Source organism: Stieleria varia (assembly GCF_038443385.1).
In the GTDB taxonomy this organism is placed as follows: Bacteria; Planctomycetota; Planctomycetia; order Pirellulales; family Pirellulaceae; genus Stieleria; species Stieleria varia.
In genome coordinates this window covers 8,097,603-8,116,614 of the sequence record NZ_CP151726.1, presented here as the reverse complement: position 1 = coordinate 8,116,614, position 19,012 = coordinate 8,097,603, and the positions used below count along the sequence as shown (strand labels likewise).

Sequence of the window (19,012 nt, the reverse complement as noted above, 5' to 3'; positions counted from 1 at the left end):
TTCGGCGACCCGTGGCTACCTTCTGCGATCCCTCGCGGGATCAATTTCGCACTCACGAATCAGTCCCCACACAGATGGGTAATCAAAGACGTCAGCAATACATTTCACGTTCGGAGAGTCGAGCGACAGTCGTTCGACTCGACGATTCGAAAACGTATACGGACTCATTTCCTCGGTCGCACCCGTTTACAATACCGGCGACCAATCACTTCGCCGCATCGTTTTTGGAGTTTATCGTATGGAGTCTCCTCGGTTATTGCCCACACCGTCGGACATGATCGGGCACCTGGATCAATTTGTGCGAGGTCAATCGCGTGCAAAACAAGACATCGCGGTTGCGATCTACAACCACTATCTCTCGCAAGCCTATCGCGAACGCGAAGGCATCGACTTGGGGCGTCATCACATCCTGTTGATTGGCCCAACCGGTGTTGGGAAAACGTATATCGTTCGGACTTTGGCAGATTACTTGGACGTCCCCATCGGGTTTGCCAGTGCGGCGGGCTTGGTGGAGGCCGGATACAAGGGGAACTCTGTGGAGACAGTCGTCCGCAGTTTGTTGGATCGCGCCGGAGGGGATCCCAAGAAAGCGGAAAAGGGAATCGTGTTCATCGACGAGATCGACAAAATCCGTCGTGGGGAAACGGGTGGTCGCGATATCAGTGGCGAAGGAGTCCAGAATGCTTTGTTGACCTTGCTGGATGGTCGACGTTCGTCCGGTTTGGACGGAAACGAGCACGCTTCTGTTGATACCTCTCGCCTTCTGTTCATTTGCACCGGCGCGTTCGTCGGATTGCGAGAGATCGTCCAGCGACGCTTGGGCACGGGAAAATCCAAGATCGGTTTCGCACCTCGCGCGGGTGAGGACGTCGACGAGTACCCCGATCAACCGACCTACTCGGCGTTGTGTCAGTCACAAACCGCGGATCTGGTCGAGTTTGGCATGATCCCCGAATTCATCGGTCGATTCGCGACCGTCAGCGTGCTGCACGACCTTTCTCGCCAGGACTTGCGACAAATCGTACGTGGCACCGTCACGCGATCGGCATTGGACCAGCAACAGTTGCTGGCGAAGTTGCATGGGATCGAATTGGAGTTGTCTGATGAAGCGTTGGATGCCATCGCCGAGGAAGCGGTCCAGTTGGGAACCGGCGCTCGGGGGTTGCATCGTTTGATCGGGCGAGCCGTCGACGCGGTGGATCATCGCTGGCACGAGTTGGCGACTGACGGGGTGACCCGCGTCGTGATCGATCTTGACTGTGCGACGAGCAATGGGCAGCCGCAGTTGTTTCGCGAATCAACCCAGCGAGAGCGTTTGGATCTCGCATTGCGTGAGGAAGCCTTGGCGGGATTGCCCGCGACACCCGCCCCGGTAGTTCGCGAGCCCGATCAAGTGGAAACCGCATCGGGAAAGATCACCAATGCGTCGAGTTGGTCAAACGAGAGGATTTGGAATCGAATCGAGATGCTCAAGGCATCCAAATTGAGTTGGGGAATAACCACCGGCTCGGCGCGGAAGTGGTGGACGGCCTTTGAGGAAGAAAACAAAAACCGACCGGCGTTATTGTTACGCACCGTCGAAGAGTTGGCCAACCGTGATGCAAGTGTGACTGAGTTCTTTTTGGCCTATGTCTATTCAGCGACCGACAATATCCAGGCAAACCTGTATTACCTGGACTATTCGCGTCTGAAGAAGGCAGAAGAGAAGCGTAAAAAGAAAAAGAAGAAAGACGACGGAGAAGGATGATAGCGGGACAACGCGACGCAATAGCAGCGTCGTCAGGGAAGGTAGCCGTCAGTTGTTTCCTCCGCCGAGACAAACTCGACGGAAGGAGCTTCGCGGAACAAAACTTGCGAAACTGAATTCCGTGTCTACCGCAACCTTTTGTCAGTCCAGCCGTACCATGGGCTCCATCTACACTGGTTGTAGCCTTCGACGCTGAAGGGTTATCAGGCAATCGCCTCACACTCTCATGGCTCCCCTCTCCCCCGAATCCTGGCGAGCCTCAGCGAGCCAGGATTTGGGGGAGAGGGGCCGGGGGTGAGGGGGCATGAACACGGATGTGAATCGGTTGTTCGTTTGACGAAAACAATCGTTCAACGCATGATCGATTTCGATCAAAACCATGAGAAGGGTTGTACCTGCAATCCGAAGCTTACGATGTCTATCGTGTCTGTGACGCTACATCGTTAGGCGGTGGGCGGACGCACGCCGGGGCAAGCTAACGACTCGGAGAGTCGAGCGACAGTCGTTCGACTCACCGAGTCGAATACGCAAACAGAGGCTAGGTACTCTCCGCCGTGTTCTTCTTTGCAAACCGGCTCAACATCGCTGGCAGCAGGATCACGTCGGCGAATAGTGCTGTGGTCAGTGTCAGGCAGCCCATAATGCCGAACAGGCGGGCGTCGCGGGAATCGCCCACGATCGCGGAACCCATTCCGGCGACCAATACGATCGTCGTCATCAACAACGCAGATCCCACTCCCGTGAACGCGCGGCGGATCACCTCTTGATGGTCTCCGCCTTTACGCATCTCCTCCTGATATCGGGTCAAGAAATGGATCGTGTCGTCCACCGCGATTCCGATGCAGATGGTGAACACGCACACCGTTACCATCTCCAAGTGCTGACCGGTCAACACCAACATCGCGCCCGTTGCCGCCAACGGAAACACGTTGGGGATGATCGAGATCAACCCGATTCTCAATGATCGATACACCAGTGTCAGTACCAGCCAAATCACGATGCTGGCCGTGCCCAGGCTGGTCGCCAAATCCGTCACGATTTGAAACACGTTGCGCCAACGCCAAACCGCGTTGCCATCCAAAGCGATGCCGAACCCTGGGTAATCGTTCGTGACCCGCTCAAGCTCCTTTTCAATACGGCTGAAGGTATCGCTGTAGGCCGCAATACCGAGGTCTTGGATGCGAAACTGGACGACAGCGTGGCGGCCCTCGGGGTCATAAAATGCACGCTTCAGCGACGGCGGCAGCAAATCCAACAGCGACATTCGTTCGGCCGCATCGCCGCTGCCGGGCAGCGCATCGAGGATCTGACGCATGCCCAACGGATTACCGATCAGCGGCTCGTCCTTCAGGATTTTGCCGACACGATCAAGCACCTGCAAGACATCGGCCTCCGTGGATCGCTTGTTCCACGAGACGTTGACCGTTCCGAAGTCCAGTCCGCCGAGAGAACGGTCCAGATGTCGCAACGCTATTGCCGCTTCACCCGATTCGCTCAAACCGCTGTAACGTTTCTCGTCGGGTGTCAGTTGCAACGCGATCACGACCAACACGATCGTCGACAGGATCGCAGCAAGCGAAACCTTGCGGTCGTGTCGCAAGATCCATTGGACCAGCGGCCCGATGCGGCGAAGTTGTCCGTCGATCAAGCTCTTGCCCATCCCGATATGCAGTCGACGCCCCAAGGGTGAACGGCATCCCAAGGGAGTCACGGTCAAGACGCTGACGAACGTCATCACGACTCCGACGACGCAGCACATGCCGAAATCGCGGACGATGACGTGGTGCGCCCACCACAGAGAGATGAAACCGATCGCCGTGGTGGCGCTGGTCAAGAAACACGCCATGCCGACTCTGGCGATCCCGACCCGAGCGGCTTGTCTGGTCGGCAAGCCGGTCGAACGCTGGTGACGAATCTCGACCATCAAGTGAACCGAGTCGGTCAATCCGACCAGGCTGATCAGCACCGGCACGATGATGTCGTTGAAGGGGTTGTCTTGCAAGTCAAAAAAATGCAGCATCCCCATCGTCCAAAACACGCCGACGGCCGGCGCGAGGGCGACGATGATCACGGCCGCGAATCCTCGAAACAACACGATCGCGGAAACCATCATGATCGAGTAGCCGATCAACTGGTACTTCACCGAATCGGTCACGTGATTGCTCGCCACCATCAGATGCAGTGGAACCTGTCCGGTCACTTGATAACGAATGTTGGCACCCGGAACCTCTGCGGTCGCCTGCTCGGCACACTGCCGCAACGCGACCGTCACGGCGTCATCGCTGTCGACGAAGAACCAGTCGATGGTAACGTGCATCAACAGCGTTTTACCATCGGCGGAAATCAACTGCCCGACGGCGAGTGGATTGTCCAGGACCTGTTTTCGGGCTTCTGCCAACTGTCGAGGCGACGCATTGGGGCTGGGAACCAGTGTTCCCGTCAGGCCGAACAGGTTGAAACCCGGAATGTTGTCCAGCCACATCACCCGATGGACCTGCGGCAGTTCTTGCAAGCGATCGGCGACGGAATAGATCGCTTGCAAGTTTTCCTTGTTAAAGAATCCTAGCTCATTGTCATCGGGAATCGTCGCGACCAGCACGCAGTCACCACCGCTGACCCGAAAGGGTTCGACGTATGGTCTCGGTCTCGCCGGTATTGATTGGGTGGCGTTGGACGCCAGGGTGACATTGAGCCGGGAGCGACCTCCGGCGTCGATGTAATAGCGATGCTCCTGCTGCTGATCCGGTGCCAAGAACAGGTCGCGAATCAGTGAGGGACGAAAGTACCCGATGAGTGCCAACGTGGAGAGCACGACGAAGACCGAGAGTTGCACCCACGTGTGATCAGCCCACCAATAGAACCAACGCGTGGTCAAGCGAGGTCGGGGCGAGTCGTCATCGGCAAGCTGAGTCTCGGGCGGTTGGCCGTCACTCATTTCAGCACCGTGTTGACGGCGCGGTCGTGTGCGACACTCTCGATCTCAGCTGCATCGAGCACTTGATCGCCATTTTCATCCATGTGGCGAAACATGTATCGTTGGAAACCTTGCGGGGTCTCTTCTTTGGCGATCGTTCCGTCTCCGTCGCGGTCCATCTGTTTGCGAAACTGATCCGCGAACTGTTGGGTCAGATCCTTGATGCGTTGTTCGTCGGCATCACTCAAGTCAACGCCTTTGAGAAAATTATTCTCGATAGCGCCGACTGGGGTGGCCACGTCAAAGAAAGCGATCGCCATTTCCTCGTGTGTCTGGTCGCCCCAGGAGACGTATTCCTCAGGCGACGGGTTGACCGGGTTGCCGCGTGAGTTGTCGAACGTGACCGTCATTTCCAAGGACTGGATCGCGTCCAAGTCGACCGGTTTTCGAAACGCGTACCAGTGTTGCCAGTTGAAATCGTAGTGCGGTACGCTGAGCATCGTTTCCGTCTTGCCGTCTTTCCAGGTCGCATCGAGTCGAAACGATTTGCCACGCAAGTGCATGTGGGGCGTGATCCCCAGCATTCGGCCACCGGCGTAGAACGAATCTTTCGTCATCTTGACCTCGAAATCACCGTTCTCTGGCGGGATCTCGAATTCATGATTGATCGCAATCTGCGTGGTGACTTCGTGAGTCACTTCGGACTCGGGGATCCTCCAGACGCCGACACGGGACTGGTCGTTGGTCTCTCGCCCGTTGGGCGTGTAGTGCATTTGGAAAACCAGCTTGGAGCCCGCCGGGATGCGACGCGCGTGCCCCGGTGGCAGTGCAAATGTTCGTTGGCCGGGAACGTATGCTCCAAGCCAGCCGATGCCATTGAAAAGGGAACCGTCGGGCGGGCGGACGAATACGATGCAGTGGTGGACGACACTCGCGTCACCCGGGATCACTTGAGCGGCTTGAATCCACTGATCGGTTTTCCAGCCCGGGTCGACGACGAAATACTGGTATTCGATGATGCCTTCGGACGGAACGAGGAAAGGACGATCACGCATCGGAAGCTCCGCGTCGGGCTTGGTCTCCAAATGCCAACCGCTGGCGAAGTGCTGTTGTGGCGGCAGGTCCGCTGCGTCACCTTCCGCCATGCCTTCATCGATCCATTTGGCGATCGTGTCACGGTCAGCGCGAGGCATGATCCGTTCGCCTTCGTAGTGGCCGACCGCCGGATCGGCGTGCCAAGGTGGCATTCGCTTTTCGTCGATGACTTCCAAGATCATCTGTCCCCACCCGATGACTTCGTCGTAGTCGGTCAACTCCATCGGTCCGATTTCGCCCGGGCGGTGGCATTCGACGCAGTGTGTATTCAGGATCGGGGCGATGTCGCGGTTGAACGTCACGGTGACTTTGGAGGGCTCGTTGTCCTCCGGCCGTTTGACGCGTGTGATCAAGCAACCGACGCCGGCGGTCTCTGGGTTTTTTACGGGTTCACCGGCCAGCAATGCGGCGATGGCATCATCCAAGTCGTTGCGTGACGGTTCGGCTCGTGCTCGGCCCGGTTCGTATTGGTCATCGATGCGTCCTTGGTAGCGAACGATCCCCAAAGCGTCCAACACAAAGACCTCCGGAGTCCGTGTCGCCTTCAAAGCATCAGCGATGGATTGATCCGCGTCCTTGACCATCGGAAAGTGAACTCGATGCTCACGAGCATACGCGTCGATCTCGGCGGGTGAGTCTTGGACATTGCTGTTGACACCGACGAAGTTCACGCCGCGATCTGCGTAGCGGTCAGACAAGTCTTGTAATCGACCACCGTAGAGTTTTGCGAGCGGACATTGCGTGCCGAGAAAGCAGACAACCGTGAACTTGGAGGGCGGCAACGTGATGTCTTTTCCATCGGTGCCACGCAAGGTCATTTGCTGAAACGGCACAACGGCCTGTGCAGAGGATGCCTGTGCAGAGGAGGTCGCGTCGGCGGCGTCCAGTTGGGGGGCTGTGGCCACGATCAAGCAGCAACAAAGTGACAGCCAAACCCACGAGCGTACGCCGGGCAGAAAATGCATAGCAGGGCAATCGATCGAGAAATGCTTAGAAAACGAAGCTTGCATGATACCGTCTTTGCACCGATTCGTTCAAGCGACGCCGTTGGAGCAGCAAAGTCAACATGCTGTCTTCCCCGGATCTTCGTCCAGGCTTCACCATCACCTGCTAACTTCCGCAGCCCGCATCGGCTCGGCCCACCGTAATGGGATTCGCCAGAATTCCCGTCCCCAACCTATTTCTGGCGAAATCCACCACCACCCTCCCCAAATTTGAACCAAGACACCGTGTTCGCAAATCGCATCAAACACCAAACTCTCAGCACACTCTGTGAACGTGTCGGCGTTGCTTTTGACGTCGGCCTGGACCCCCACCGCGTGTTTGCTCGTGAGGCCGAGAAACGGGGCAGCCGTTACAGTCGACATATGCAGTCCGTGGCGGACCACGTCAGTCGCGGCGGATCGCTCGCGGATGCGGTGAAGGCGCAGGGCAACTATTTTCCGTCTAACTTTGCGGACATGATCGAGGGTGGCGAACGGACTGGTCAACTGGATCGTGTCTTGGGGAGATTGGCAGACTACTACCAACAGCTGGCAGATTTCCGAAAGCTCTTTGTCAGTTCCATTCTTTGGCCGGTCGTTCAATTGGTGCTGGCCGTCCTGATCGTCGGCCTCCTGATCTATTTGCCGTCGGTCATTGTTCCTGAGAATTCGGAAGCCAGTCGCGATCTGCTCGGATTTGGACTCGTCGGCGTGTCCGGGTTGATCACGTACATCGTCTATGTCGGTATCGCGTGTTTGGTGTTGTTTGCGTTGGTGATGTTGGGCAAGAACGGACACTTTGGGTTCGCCGCTGACTGGGCAGCGAGACTGCCATGGATCGGCAATGTATTCTCGGTCTTTCCCGAAGCCCGATTTGTGCAAACGCTTTCTATGGCGATCGAGTCGGGCATTGACGCGTGGACAGCGGTGGATCTTTCGTTTCGAGCCGCCGGGACGCCCCAGTTTGCCAGCCGAGCCGAACCGGCCAAAGAATCGATTCTGCAAGGGAAAGAAATTCACGATGTCTTGCAGAACACTCAATTGTTTCAGCGAGAGACGATCGAAGCGGTGCAGCTTGGTGAAGAATCGGGTCGTTTGGCGGAAACTCTCGACAAACACTTTCGTCATTTGCAGAGTCAAGTTCGATCGTCGATGGCAACGATCACTTACGTGGCGTCCGCATTGATTTGGATGATCATCGCAGCCGCGCTGATGGTGATCATCTTCAGGGTGTTTTCACTTTATGTGGACAACATCGGTAGTGCCGCGCAAGGTGCGATGGATCGGGCAAACCGTTGATCCAGCAGCAGCGGGCTACCCAGGCATTTTGCCGTACCCCGACATTGAACAATACAACCATTGAGTGAGCAACGTGGCATCCAATACGAATGAAGTCAGCCGGACGAATCGTCCGACAGAAGTGAACGGTAGATATTCACGTGCGGATGCAGCAACTGTCGATGAACCAATCGATTTGGCTGAGCAGCGTAAGTTGATCGTCGATCGGTTGTTGCATTTGCAGCCCAAGACGGATGCTTACGCGACCGAGTTTGTCGATCAAATCCTGCAGTTCGCCGCGCGGGTGCGGACCAGCGATTTGCATCTCCAGCCGACGCTGACTGGATTTGAAGTGCGGTTTCGAAACGACGGCGTGTTGCAGCCGCTGGGAGAGTTTCCCGTCGGTGCGAGTTCTTCGATCGTTTCGCGGTTGAAGGTGATCGCCAACCTGTTGACTTATCGAAGTGATATTCCACAGGAAGGCCGTATCGCGGCGCCGAGTGATGCGACAGAAGTCCGCGTGAGCACTTATCCGACATTGCATGGCGAGCGTGCCGTGCTGCGATTCTTTGGCCACGGAAACCGATTCAAGAAACTCGACGAGCTGGGACACTCGCCGGATGTCACCGAGATGATTCGCGATTGCTTGGCCGAAACGAGCGGTGCGATGCTGATCTGCGGTCCGGCCGGCAGTGGCAAGTCGACGACGTTGTACGCTTGTTTGCGACATCTCGTTTCGACCACCGGCGGCGCTCGCAATCTGATGACGTTGGAGGATCCGATCGAAGTGCCCGTGCCTGGGGCATCACAAAGTCAAGTCAATGTGGCGGCCGGATTCGATCTGAACACGGGATTGAGATCACTGCTGAGGCAGGATCCGGAGGTCATCATGATCGGCGAAATACGCGATCCCGAGACCGCTGAGATTGCGATCCAGGCTTCGTTGACGGGCCAGTTGATGGTCACCACATTCCATGCCGACAGCTCCGTCACTGCAGTCAGTCGTCTGTTGGACATGGGCATCGAACCCTATTTGTTGCGCAGTGGCGTGATCGGAATTCTGTGTCAGCGGTTGTTGCGATTGGTCTGCGAGTGTGCAGATCAATCCACAGACCAGAATGACTTCTGTGGATTACCGATCGAGCGAACGGCGATCGCGCGGGGTTGTGAGCGATGCAATGATTCAGGGTACCAAGGCCGAAAGGTGATCAGTGAGTTCCTGTCGCTCAAGGATTCCGCCTTGGCCGACGCGATCTTGGACACCAAGGACAGTCGAGCGACGTATCGAATCGCGGTCGAATCGGGCATGAAATCGCTATGGGAACGAGCCACCGAGTTGGTCCGTGAGGGAAAGACGACGGCACAAGAAGTCCGCCGAGTGCTCGGGATGACGATGCGAATCTGATTGTCGCTCGACCCTCCAGGTCGATAGCGTTCGAAGCCTGACTTCGGTTCTTGGCTTTGGGGTGGTGTTGAATCGCTATCGACTCGGGGAACGTGAGATGTATTGCTGACGTCTTTGATTACCTGGCTGTAAGGGTGCTGATTCGTGTGAGCGAAATTGGATCCCGCAAGGGATCGCAGAAGGTAGCCACGGGTCGCCGAAGGCGCACCCGTGGTGTGCGACGACCATTTTGAATCGACCCCGCAGGGTGTCGCAGACTACTCGGAATCTGGGCTGCGACCGCCTTCGGGGTCGGTTCTTGCGAGACCGAATCGACCGGCGATGATCGCTGCGCTCTATCGCCGGCCACCGTCTGAGACCGCTTCACGGTCATTTGCAGCAACAATTCTTTTCACATTCCAGGCGTCGAACGACAATGATTGTCGCTCGACCTTCCAGGTCGATAGCGTTCGAGGCCTGACTTCGGTTCTTGCCTCTGGGGTGGTGTTGAAATGTTTTGACCTCGGTGCGTCGGATGACGCTCGATCAAGCGGAGAGGTTTCGCAGGGCTTAAGATGGCGGGATGCCTCTTCGCGAAATCCATCGATTGCTGTTTGTGCCCATGATCTTGGCGACGATGGCTTATTGCGCACCAGCACAATCAACCCGTAATGCATTCCTGCCCGATGGAGTCTCCGAGTTGGGGTGGCCGACGATGCGAGGACCACACCTCAACGGCCACAGCGATGAGATTCATCTTGCCGACGCTTGGCCGCCATCAGGGCCACCGGTGTTGTGGACTCGACGGCTGGGGCAAAGCTATTCGTCGGTCACGACGGCGCATGATCGTGTTTTCACACAGTATCAGACGCTTGCCGGGCAGTACGTTCTGTGCATGGATGCCGCATCAGGGGACACGATTTGGGAGCACCGCTACGGTTGGGCTTACGAAGCAACCGGTTTGTACCCGGGGCCGCGCAGTACGCCGACGGTCGCCGATCATCGCGTCTACTTCACCAGCCCCGACGCGGTTGTCGGATGTCTCAGTTGGGATGGTGTGCTTTTATGGTCCGTTGACTTGGCCGAACGTTTCGGTTCTCGCGGAACGGAATTCGGGTACGCGTGCAGTCCCGTCATCGAACAGGGACACGTTTTGTTGCCGCTGGGAGGAAAGAACGCCAGCATGGTTGCCTTGGACGCGGCCACAGGTCGCGTAGCGTGGCATTCAGGTGACGAACCGGCCAGTTATGCATCCGCGTTGCCCATTCGTGTCGGACAGCAAACACAGGTTGTCGGCTACATGCAACACGCCTTGTGTGGATTCGATCTGCTCACTGGTAATGAGTTGTGGAAGGTCAGTCTGTCGCGAGGGTACGACGAGCACTCTTCTTGGCCGTTGTACCGGGAACCTCATCTGTGGATCTCCGCGCCCTTTCAGGCCGGATGGCAATTGTTCAAGGTCCTGCCAAGCGAGGGCGACAGGGCAGCGAGCATCCAGCGTGTGATGCAGGGAGACAACATGTCCAACGATGTTGCATCCAGCGTTCTGGTGGATGGGTATGTCTACGGGTTTGATTTGGCGGAAGCACAATCCAAAGCACACCGTCCGTCGCGCGGACAGTTTCGCTGCATTGATTTTATGACAGGTGAAACCCAGTGGGAAAACGGTTCGCTGAAAGTTCGCCGCAGCACGGATTTTGACGAGAACGCAAAGACGCAAACCGTGGGTCACGCGAGCGTTGTGGTTGCCGATGACAAATTGATTTTGCTCAGCGATCTGGGAGAGTTGATTCTCGCGAAGGCGAACCCATCGCGTTACGAAGAGTTGGGACGCGTGTCGGTATTGGGGGGCGAGATCGGTTGGGCGGCTCCCGCGTTACACCGGGGATGCCTGTATGTTCGCAATCAAGAACGATTGGTTTGTCTGCATCTTGGCGAGGAGGCATTCATCAGTCCGACGGTTCGTGAGAATGCGATTCCTCTATCGGAGCTTTCCGGACGCTACTGGGACTGGAGTGTGGTTCTGGGTGTGGAACCGGAGTACGCGATGGACCCGCCGACAAGCCGTTGGTTGGTGAATTGGTTCATCGCGATTAGCGGCTGTTTCTTGGCGGCTGCGTTGGCCACGGTAGGAGTTGCCGTTGTGAAACGCCGAAGGATCTCGGGGAAGTGGTATCGAGGAGTCTTTGCCGGATGGGCTTTTGCCGCATGTCTTGTTTCGGGCGGCGTGATCAGCTTGGTGACGAATGATTTTGTGTTCACTTGGCCGGGGTGTTTGTTTGTCGCGTTGACGGTCGCGATTTACTTGAGCAAGTCATCGCGACGCTTGGCGAAAACAGAGCAATCGAAGTCGAGATCACGTGGGGATCTGTACGGAGTGCTGATTTTTCTTGCGACGTGTTGGGGGTATTTTCTGGTCTGTCGTCGGCTGAGCTTGGTCACGCAGTGGGTGTTCTTGTTTGGGAGTGTGACCGGCAACCCGCCGGTTAACATGCCATGGTAAGCGGAGTGTAGTGGCAGACCATGTTACGGTTTGGATGGGTGCTCTCGCTCAACTCCGTGACTCGCTGTTTGCAGAATTTATCCCAGTAGTCACTCTGAAATACCGCCCGCACGTTGAGCATGCTCCGTGCAGCTTCCAGCGTCCAACGCATCCCGCTTCGTTCCATGCGGTCCTTTACCAAGTGCCCGCACGCGCCTTCGATCACACCCGAGGCAATCGGGTAGCCTGCAGCAAGATATTCGTCGTAACGCATCCGATCCTTGTGTTTCTCGAAGTAACCACAGATGCGTCGAAGGTCTTTGAGTTTATCGCCCTTGAGTTTCCCAAGCGAACCCATTCGACGTAGCCCTCGGATCACCCCGTTGACCTCACCACGCAGGATTTTCAGCAATCGCTCCCGCGTAAACGCTGCTCGCTTTTCGCTGGATTTCTCGAACAATGACGAAGCCTCCCACACGTAAGTCGCTACGTGAATGATGTCCAAGATTGGCACCACTAATGGATCGTCGCCTAAGTGTAACTGCGCGACTTCCCAGAGGCTCTGCTGACCGTCCATTAACAGAATGATCACTTGGAGTTTCTTTCGGCGGACACTGACTTGATCTGCGAGCCATGCGATCCCCTCGTGGATACCGCTGATGGGAACCTCCGTATCGTCGTCCACGAAGGTCGCGGGAAAGTGAGCCGATGTGTGCTTGTGCTTTGGCCGCGGTCGTTTCTTTTTGCTCTTGCGTGATTGCGTGCCGGGTTCTTTGTCATCACGGAACAAGGCAGCGACAATTTGCTCGGCTGTGCGAACATAGGGATCGACGGTGTAAGCACTCGTGACCGTTGCCATGCGACGGTTTCCGGGCCGTTTCTTTGCTGTCTCAAAAGCAGCAACTTTGGCGGCATCGTCTTTGATCAAGGGAACGCCCTTGCAGTCGGCCGAAGCGACGAGAAGCTCGGCTTCATCCTTCTTTTTGGGCGTGGGCAAGTCGTCCAGAAAGGCATCGGCCTGGACCCCCATTCTCTGGCTGGTCTGTTCGAGCGTGTCGATCGAGAATTTCGCTCCGAAAACGAGTTCGAGATTATCAGCGGCCTGGTTGAATGCGGATTCGACGCAGAACATTTGGGAGAACTCTTGGAGCAGGTACGACCAGCGGTGCTCCGGCAGTTGCATGCGGGCGCTGATCGGATGCAGTTCGATTCTCTTGTTCTTTCCCGGGCTGTAGGTGTACTGTTGAAAGGCGTGTTCACCGAAAATCGACCGAACCACCGTGTCGGTCGGTTTCTCGCTGCGTCGCAGTGTTTTGCCTGATTCGCTGACCGCTTGATCACCAAGGTCCCCCTTGCCTTGGAGTTTGGTGAAGAGCTCCATCGCCAGAAAGCCGGTTTTCAAGACAAGATTCCACACGGCACGCTCTGTTTCATCGAAAGACTGGCCGCATTTAGAAGCATTGACGACGTGTTCTCGGATGGTGTCGCCGCACTGCTGCAGTTTCTCGGCGATTTGCTCGGGCGACTGCGGAAAAGAAGACGAAGTGGGGTTGTCAATATCGCTTGAATGTTCGACGCTCATTTCAGCGGCCTCCTGCCTTTGATACCTGGAAGTTAGAACCCAAATCATGGCAGGTTGGCCGCTTTTTGTTTACCCAGATTCCGCAATGCTCCGCAGAAGCCTCGCGGGTTGCCGGTCACACTCCTTGTTTGGATTCGTCGCCGCCGTGCCCACGCTGTTGGCCTGCCGATATTTTGCCCGCAGGTCTGGGTGGGGGAGTCGATTGGCGGAAGCCGTGTGTTGGGGCATCTCGTATGTTGCGTTCTATGGAGCAGGTTCCGCCGTGTTGTACGCGAAATACGAGATTGGTTCTTGAACACGGAGTAGCAAAATCAATCGTTTTGGTGTGCTATTAAAAGAGTCGAACCCGGAGAAAAAAGCGGGCTTTGCCTGAAAGATCTTTTGCCCGCCCTGGTATTCTTTCTTTGAATTGTTTTCACAATGGCAACTCTCTCGTTCCGAACGTTTTTCTCCAGCTACTCAGCAAGACAATGACTTTGAAATCTTCCAGTGCCCTGCTCTGCATCTTCACGCTTTTATGCATTGTTGCGACGGCAACGCAAGCGGAGTCACCGACGCCGGGCGTGTGGGGGCAGTTTCGCGGGCCGCAAGGGATGGGCGTCGCGTCAAGCGACTCGGTGGGCCTGAATTTCGAAACGCCGGCCTTCCGCACACCGCTGCGTGGCGTCGGGTGGTCTTCGCCGGTGACCGACGGGCAGCGGGTTTGGTTGACATCGGCGATCGTCACCGAAGCGACGCAGGAGCAGCGCAAGGCGAAGCTGGCCAAAGTGCAAATGGCAAACATGAAGGATGTGGCGGGTTCCATCGAGTTGCTGGCACAGTGCGTCGATGCCACCAGCGGCGAGATTCTGTTTGAGAAATCTCTCGGCAAGATCGGAGATCCCAACCCCATTCATCCGATGAACAGTTACGCATCCCCGACGCCTGCCTTGGTAGGCGATCGACTCATTTGCCACTTCGGTGGATACGGCACTTGGTGTTTGGATGCAACAACGGGTGAAACGATTTGGACGCAACGACTGGTGGTCGACGATAGTGTTGGACCTGGCAGCAGCCCGATCGTGGTCGACGACATTGTGCTGTTGGTGTGTGACGGTATCGACAAGCAGTTCGTCGCGGGGGTCTCGCTGTCTGAGGGCGAAGTCCTCTGGCAGACACCGCGGCCCAAGATGCGCACGCCCAATGGCGAATTCCAGAAAGCTTACTGCACGCCGCTGATCATCGAGGTTGATGGTGAAACGCAAGCCGTCATTCCCGGTGCACAATGGATCGTCGCGTACGATCCTGCGACAGGTCGTGAGCACTGGCGTGCCGATCACGGTTCGGGTTTCAGTGTCACACCGATGCCGATCTACGCGGGTGGATTGGTTGTATTTTCTACCGGCTACATCACCCCCGAGCTGGTCGCCGTTGATCCGACCGGTCGCGGGGACGTCACACAAACCCATGTGCGTTGGCGAATCAATCGAGGCGTTCCCGCCAAACCGTCGCCGATCAGCGACGGTCAATTGGTGTACTTGGTCAGTGACGATGGGATCGTTACCGCGGTGTCGTTGGCCGACGGGGCATCACGATGGCGAAAGCGGATTGGCGGAACGTTTTCGGCATCGCCGTTGCTTTCTGGGGATAAGCTGTTCATCGCCAATCACGATGGCGAAATCACGGTCTTCCGTGCCGGCGGCGAATACCAGGAAATCAAAACGGCTGATCTCGGGGAGCAGGTCATGGCGAGTCCTGTTCCGGTCGGCAGCGACTTGCTGATCCGCACGAAAGCAGCCTTGTATCGATTTGCCAATCCGTGAGGGGTTTCTGGAAATGCGAAAAGTCTTGTTCGATCTTGGGGCGCATCACGGCGAGTCACTTGAACCGCTAGCGATCCGATTGGGGATCGATAGCGATTGGGAGATACATCTATTCGAGCCGAATCCCGAGTGCTTTCTCGTGGAGCGAATGCGTGGCTCGAAACTGGGCACGGAACGGGACATCCAAGTACACAACGCCGCCGTTTGGATCGAGGACGGACGAATTCAGTTTTCGCAACAAAACCATCGTCTTGCGAGAAACCGATCGCCCACCGATGGGCGAAGCGAGATCGATGGTTGGGGCAGTGCAATCACGTCACTGGAAAGTCACCATCCGGCGTTGTTGCCGCCCATTGCAGTTCCTTGCGTCGACTTTGCGGAAATGCTTCGGTCCTATTCACCGGCGGATCACATCGTGGTCAAAATGGACATCGAGGGAGCGGAGTTTCCTGTGCTTCGTCACTTGATCGCGGAAGGCGTGATCGATCGAATCAAACTGCTTTTCATCGAGTGGCATGTCCGCTTACTCAAGAGTGAAACACAAAATTCCCGTCGGCAATTGGAACAGCAGCTACGACAATCGGGAGTGCGGCTTTTGCCCTGGAGTTGAACGGAAGGTGCCGTTCACGCCGAATGCTAGATGGGAGTCATTTGGCTGACATCTGTCGGACGAGTCATGTGTTGAGGAACCCTTGGAGTTGTGTGAGAGCCCGGTCCAAGGCGAGAGCATCCAGGGAGTCCGAATTTCGATTCGAAAAACATCTGACGGTCTCTTTGATTTGGTGATTGTTCATTTGTTGGATGGCCGAACTGAATTGTCCCACTGAATTCAGGCTTGCTTGGCGTCCGAGTCCCAAATGAGCAATGCGTTGCGAGGTCACCTGTTGCTCGATGAACAGAGGGCACGCCAGGATGGGTAACCCGTAGCTGAGCAAGCGAAGTGTTGTGCCGTGGTTACCGTTGGTGATGGCGAATTGGCAGTCGTCAGCTATCTGCTCAAGAGAAACCAGTTGGCTTTGCAAGCGAACCGTCGAAAGATCAGACGGAATCAAACGCTGCATCTTCAAGACATCGGACGCGACCGCGACTTGATAGCCATGACGAGTGATTTCACGTAGCAATTGGGGGACATTGGGGTGCGGTTTTAGATAGGCAAAGACACGGGGCAGTTCGTTGGAAGGCCATTGCGCGGGCGGGCCATCACCATGGTCCCAAATCCCAAGATAGCTGCTTTCAGGAGTCGCCCGCTCGTAGTGATCCAACTCTCCAACAGTGGACAGCAGTGCTTGGTCGCCGATCAAGTCCGCGAAGCAGGAAATGCTGTGTCCATGGAAGCCACTTTCACGCAACGCGGTGGTGATCCAGTTGAGAATTTGATCTTCGACGTCACGCTCGCAGACAGAGCTGGGAAAACCTGCCAAGCGAATTTCCGCCAGCGGTGATTGAGGTGGCGGACACTCGTAGCCTGTTCCCAGACGCATTTGTGGAATCTGCATCGCTGCTCCAGCAATTGCCGCCCCGATGCCAAAATCGGAGATGATGACGTCGGGTGAAATGCCGTGCACCAATTCAATCCAACGTTTGACCAGAGACCCGACCCGCTCTTTGCTGCAGTAACCCAAGTTCCACGACAGAGACGCCAACGTTCGAGGATGGCGGATCGATCGAGGCGGCCTGTCCGGTGTGACCGGGGCTTGATAGATCTCGTATTGATCGGACGGGAAAAAGGAGTCGACATGCGAATGCGATCGTAGTGCGACGGCGATCTGGTTGCCGTCCTGTTTCAGACGCTGCGCGATCGGCGCGAACCTCGCAATGTGTCCGACCCCGGCTCCCCATTCCCACGCGTAAAGGATTCTGGTCATGGTTCCACTCTAGGACTTCGATTTGCGTTCTCGGATACGTTGGATCGCATCCGGAATGCGATGAGAGGGAAGTCCGCATTGGTCTGCGAATTTCTCGAGTGTTGATGCCGGATCGGCGATCAAGTCATTGAATTCGATTTGGATGTGAGGGCGGCCTCTCAAACTGTTGTCGCGAGACTGCACCAAGTCATCGATGACCTGCCGACGATCACGACGAGGCCACCATGAGGTAGGCGACTGTGGGGTTCTGCGAATCCAAGAACGATGCACGTCGTCGACCGGGCGATTCACGGAAACGAAGACAATGTTCTCTACCGATGTCGTGTTGCAAGCGAGTGAGATTTCCTGAATCAACTTGCATAACAACGGGTGTTTTCCGCCGAATGCCCGTCGTCCCAGTGTCTCAGCGCGTGCCGCCGCCCAGTGGTGCCAGGTTTGCAGCAAAGCGACGCGTTGTGGAGGGGGTTTGCGGTAGTACCAGTGACCTTCGCGTTCGTCAAAGCAAGCCAAGCACGTGAGACGAAGACGCGTGTCTTCATAGGTGCAGTATCCTGTTTCCGCATTGAAGAAATCGTCACCGACGAAAACTTCGAATGCTTCGAGAATCCCCGTGACGAGTGAGGTTCCGCCACGATAGGGTCCGAGGACGGCAAACACCTTTCTCGGACCGGTTATGTTGAATTCTTGCCGATTCATTTGCCCCGACATCTCCATTGACTATGACGAGGGACTTCATTGCAGGATCACGGAACGATCATTGCGACTTCACATGATTCCCAGTCCAACCCATTGTGTTGACAATGGATGCATCAGTATCCAATTGCTGGCTTTGTTGTCAAACGAGGAAATCCATCCATGGAAGCGATGGGAAAAATGATTTCTCAGTACCTACGCCTAGTGGAATTCCCCTAGAATGCGTTCTCTGGCGTGAACGTTTCGTGGGCAAAAATGGGGTAGCGAAGATGGCTGTTCAGGGCGAAAGTTTATCGGTTTGCATTGCGGACGATGATCAAGAGATGCGTGAGCGATTGAAGGAATGTCTTACCGGCTTAGGGCATCATGTGGTTTCCGCGTCTGATTCTGGCGCTGGTTTGCTGCAAAGCTGTGCCCGGCACAGACCAGATTTTGTCGTCACCGACGTGGTGATGTCAGACATGGACGGATTCAGTGTGGTTGCAAAAATCTATCGACAACGCCCGCTACCATTGATCATCGTATCGAAGTTTGATGATCAAGAGTTCTTTCAGCGTGCCAGTCGTGAACACATTCTCGCCTATCTTGTGAAGCCCATTGACAAGAGGAACCTGGCCGCGGCGATCACGATCGCGAGGGCCCGTTTCGATGAGTTGTATCTTTTGCAGAGAGAGTTTCAGAATCTGCGTCAGGCATTGGAGGATCGAAAGATGATCGAGCGAGCAAAGGGAGTGATGATGCGTGATTGGGGATTGACGGAACAGGAAGCATTCACGCGATTGAAGTTGACGGCACGAAGTGGCAATCAAAAGATGATCGACGTGGCACGGACGATTTTGTTAGCAAGTGGTGCATGTGGGACCGCGTAGTCAGAGTCCGTGTTCCTCGCGAATCGAAGTGTGGTTCACGATTCGCAAAGGATCGTGGTCTGATCGCGGTCTGATCGGGCCGCTCATTCATGTTCGGACAGCTCATTCACGCGGTTCATTCGGCACGAGTTTTGCTTGCGATCCTTGCTGTTATTGACGATGTCGTGCGAGGTCGGCTCGACGAGAATAATGGGTTCTGATTTTCCCAAAAATAAATTTGACGTAGCCATCTTGCTCCGTATACTCACCCCAACCTCATTGAACCTTTCAGTCACGACCCGCTGAATTCAATTGCCGGTGAGGTTGTTTTGTGAGTCT

The 19,012-nt window shown here is 55.9% G+C and carries 12 protein-coding genes; 7 read left to right on the top strand and 5 right to left on the bottom strand.

All coding sequences use genetic code 11. The annotated features are described in order from the left end of the window. Window positions 1-238 precede the first annotated feature (238 nt). Window positions 239-1,747 carry an AAA family ATPase gene (locus Pla52nx_RS27375; RefSeq protein ID WP_146522138.1) on the top strand — a complete coding sequence of 503 codons (1,509 nt, stop codon included), beginning with the start codon at window positions 239-241 and terminating at the stop codon, window positions 1,745-1,747. 538 nt (window positions 1,748-2,285) lie between these two features. On the opposite strand, the gene Pla52nx_RS27370 is transcribed toward Pla52nx_RS27375, so the two are convergent. Further along, the gene (locus Pla52nx_RS27370; RefSeq protein ID WP_146522137.1) at window positions 2,286-4,682 is read right to left on the bottom strand and encodes an efflux RND transporter permease subunit; all 2,397 of its coding nucleotides are present in this window, start codon (window positions 4,680-4,682) and stop codon (window positions 2,286-2,288) included. Then, a complete protein-coding gene (locus tag Pla52nx_RS27365; RefSeq protein WP_342190270.1) occupies window positions 4,679-6,661 on the bottom strand; it encodes a redoxin domain-containing protein in 1,983 nt (660 codons plus the stop codon). Before Pla52nx_RS27365 ends, Pla52nx_RS27370 begins: the two co-directional genes overlap by 4 nt. A 309-nt stretch (window positions 6,662-6,970) precedes the next feature. Between Pla52nx_RS27365 and Pla52nx_RS27360 the strand changes: the two genes are divergently transcribed. From Pla52nx_RS27360 to Pla52nx_RS27350, 3 genes are all read left to right on the top strand, one after another. Further along, window positions 6,971-8,038 (top strand): type II secretion system F family protein, encoded by a 1,068-nt coding sequence (locus Pla52nx_RS27360; protein WP_231742309.1) that lies wholly within the window; start codon window positions 6,971-6,973, stop codon window positions 8,036-8,038. A 73-nt stretch (window positions 8,039-8,111) separates the two neighbouring features. Further along, window positions 8,112-9,422 carry a GspE/PulE family protein gene (locus Pla52nx_RS27355; RefSeq protein WP_231742308.1) on the top strand — a complete coding sequence of 437 codons (1,311 nt, stop codon included), beginning with the start codon at window positions 8,112-8,114 and terminating at the stop codon, window positions 9,420-9,422. Window positions 9,423-9,984: 562 nt separating this feature from the next. Continuing rightward, window positions 9,985-11,904 (top strand): PQQ-binding-like beta-propeller repeat protein, encoded by a 1,920-nt coding sequence (locus Pla52nx_RS27350; RefSeq protein ID WP_146522134.1) that lies wholly within the window; start codon window positions 9,985-9,987, stop codon window positions 11,902-11,904. Here Pla52nx_RS27350 and Pla52nx_RS27345 read toward each other — a convergent pair. Further along, complete coding sequence (locus tag Pla52nx_RS27345) at window positions 11,888-13,465, bottom strand: ISKra4 family transposase (RefSeq protein ID WP_197455184.1); 1,578 nt, start codon at window positions 13,463-13,465, stop codon at window positions 11,888-11,890. The genes Pla52nx_RS27350 and Pla52nx_RS27345 overlap by 17 nt on opposite strands. Window positions 13,466-13,935: 470 nt before the next feature. On the opposite strand from Pla52nx_RS27345, the gene Pla52nx_RS27340 reads away from it, so the two are divergent. Together Pla52nx_RS27340 and Pla52nx_RS27335 are read left to right on the top strand one after the other, a co-directional pair. Beyond that, a complete protein-coding gene (locus Pla52nx_RS27340; protein ID WP_146523720.1) occupies window positions 13,936-15,267 on the top strand; it encodes a PQQ-binding-like beta-propeller repeat protein in 1,332 nt (443 codons plus the stop codon). Between the two features lie 13 nt (window positions 15,268-15,280). Beyond that, window positions 15,281-15,877: an FkbM family methyltransferase gene (locus tag Pla52nx_RS27335; protein ID WP_146523721.1), complete on the top strand. Its 597-nt coding sequence runs from the start codon at window positions 15,281-15,283 to the stop codon at window positions 15,875-15,877. Between the two features lie 64 nt (window positions 15,878-15,941). On the opposite strand, the gene Pla52nx_RS27330 is transcribed toward Pla52nx_RS27335, so the two are convergent. Both Pla52nx_RS27330 and Pla52nx_RS27325 read right to left on the bottom strand, forming a co-directional pair. Beyond that, complete coding sequence (locus Pla52nx_RS27330) at window positions 15,942-17,132, bottom strand: glycosyltransferase (RefSeq protein WP_146523722.1); 1,191 nt, start codon at window positions 17,130-17,132, stop codon at window positions 15,942-15,944. 9 nt (window positions 17,133-17,141) lie between these two features. After that, the gene (locus tag Pla52nx_RS27325) at window positions 17,142-17,828 is read right to left on the bottom strand and encodes a hypothetical protein (protein ID WP_146523723.1); all 687 of its coding nucleotides are present in this window, start codon (window positions 17,826-17,828) and stop codon (window positions 17,142-17,144) included. A gap of 266 nt (window positions 17,829-18,094) precedes the next feature. On the opposite strand from Pla52nx_RS27325, the gene Pla52nx_RS27320 reads away from it, so the two are divergent. Next, window positions 18,095-18,694, top strand: coding sequence for an ANTAR domain-containing response regulator (locus tag Pla52nx_RS27320; RefSeq protein ID WP_231742863.1), 600 nt, complete (start codon window positions 18,095-18,097; stop codon window positions 18,692-18,694). The last annotated feature ends 318 nt before the right edge of the window (window positions 18,695-19,012 follow it).

Excerpts from the sequence above, each read along its gene's own strand:
- Pla52nx_RS27340 (WP_146523720.1), top strand. The coding sequence starts at position 13,936 with ATGACTTTGAAATCTTCCAGTGCCCTGCTCTGCATCTTCACGCTTTTA.
- Pla52nx_RS27345 (WP_197455184.1), bottom strand. The coding sequence starts at position 13,465 with ATGAGCGTCGAACATTCAAGCGATATTGACAACCCCACTTCGTCTTCT.
- Pla52nx_RS27335 (WP_146523721.1), top strand. The coding sequence starts at position 15,281 with ATGCGAAAAGTCTTGTTCGATCTTGGGGCGCATCACGGCGAGTCACTT.
- Pla52nx_RS27320 (WP_231742863.1), top strand. The coding sequence starts at position 18,095 with ATGGCTGTTCAGGGCGAAAGTTTATCGGTTTGCATTGCGGACGATGAT.
- Pla52nx_RS27370 (WP_146522137.1), bottom strand. The coding sequence starts at position 4,682 with ATGAGTGACGGCCAACCGCCCGAGACTCAGCTTGCCGATGACGACTCG.
- Pla52nx_RS27350 (WP_146522134.1), top strand. The coding sequence starts at position 9,985 with ATGCCTCTTCGCGAAATCCATCGATTGCTGTTTGTGCCCATGATCTTG.
- Pla52nx_RS27325 (WP_146523723.1), bottom strand. The coding sequence starts at position 17,828 with ATGAATCGGCAAGAATTCAACATAACCGGTCCGAGAAAGGTGTTTGCC.
- Pla52nx_RS27330 (WP_146523722.1), bottom strand. The coding sequence starts at position 17,132 with ATGACCAGAATCCTTTACGCGTGGGAATGGGGAGCCGGGGTCGGACAC.
- Pla52nx_RS27375 (WP_146522138.1), top strand. The coding sequence starts at position 239 with ATGGAGTCTCCTCGGTTATTGCCCACACCGTCGGACATGATCGGGCAC.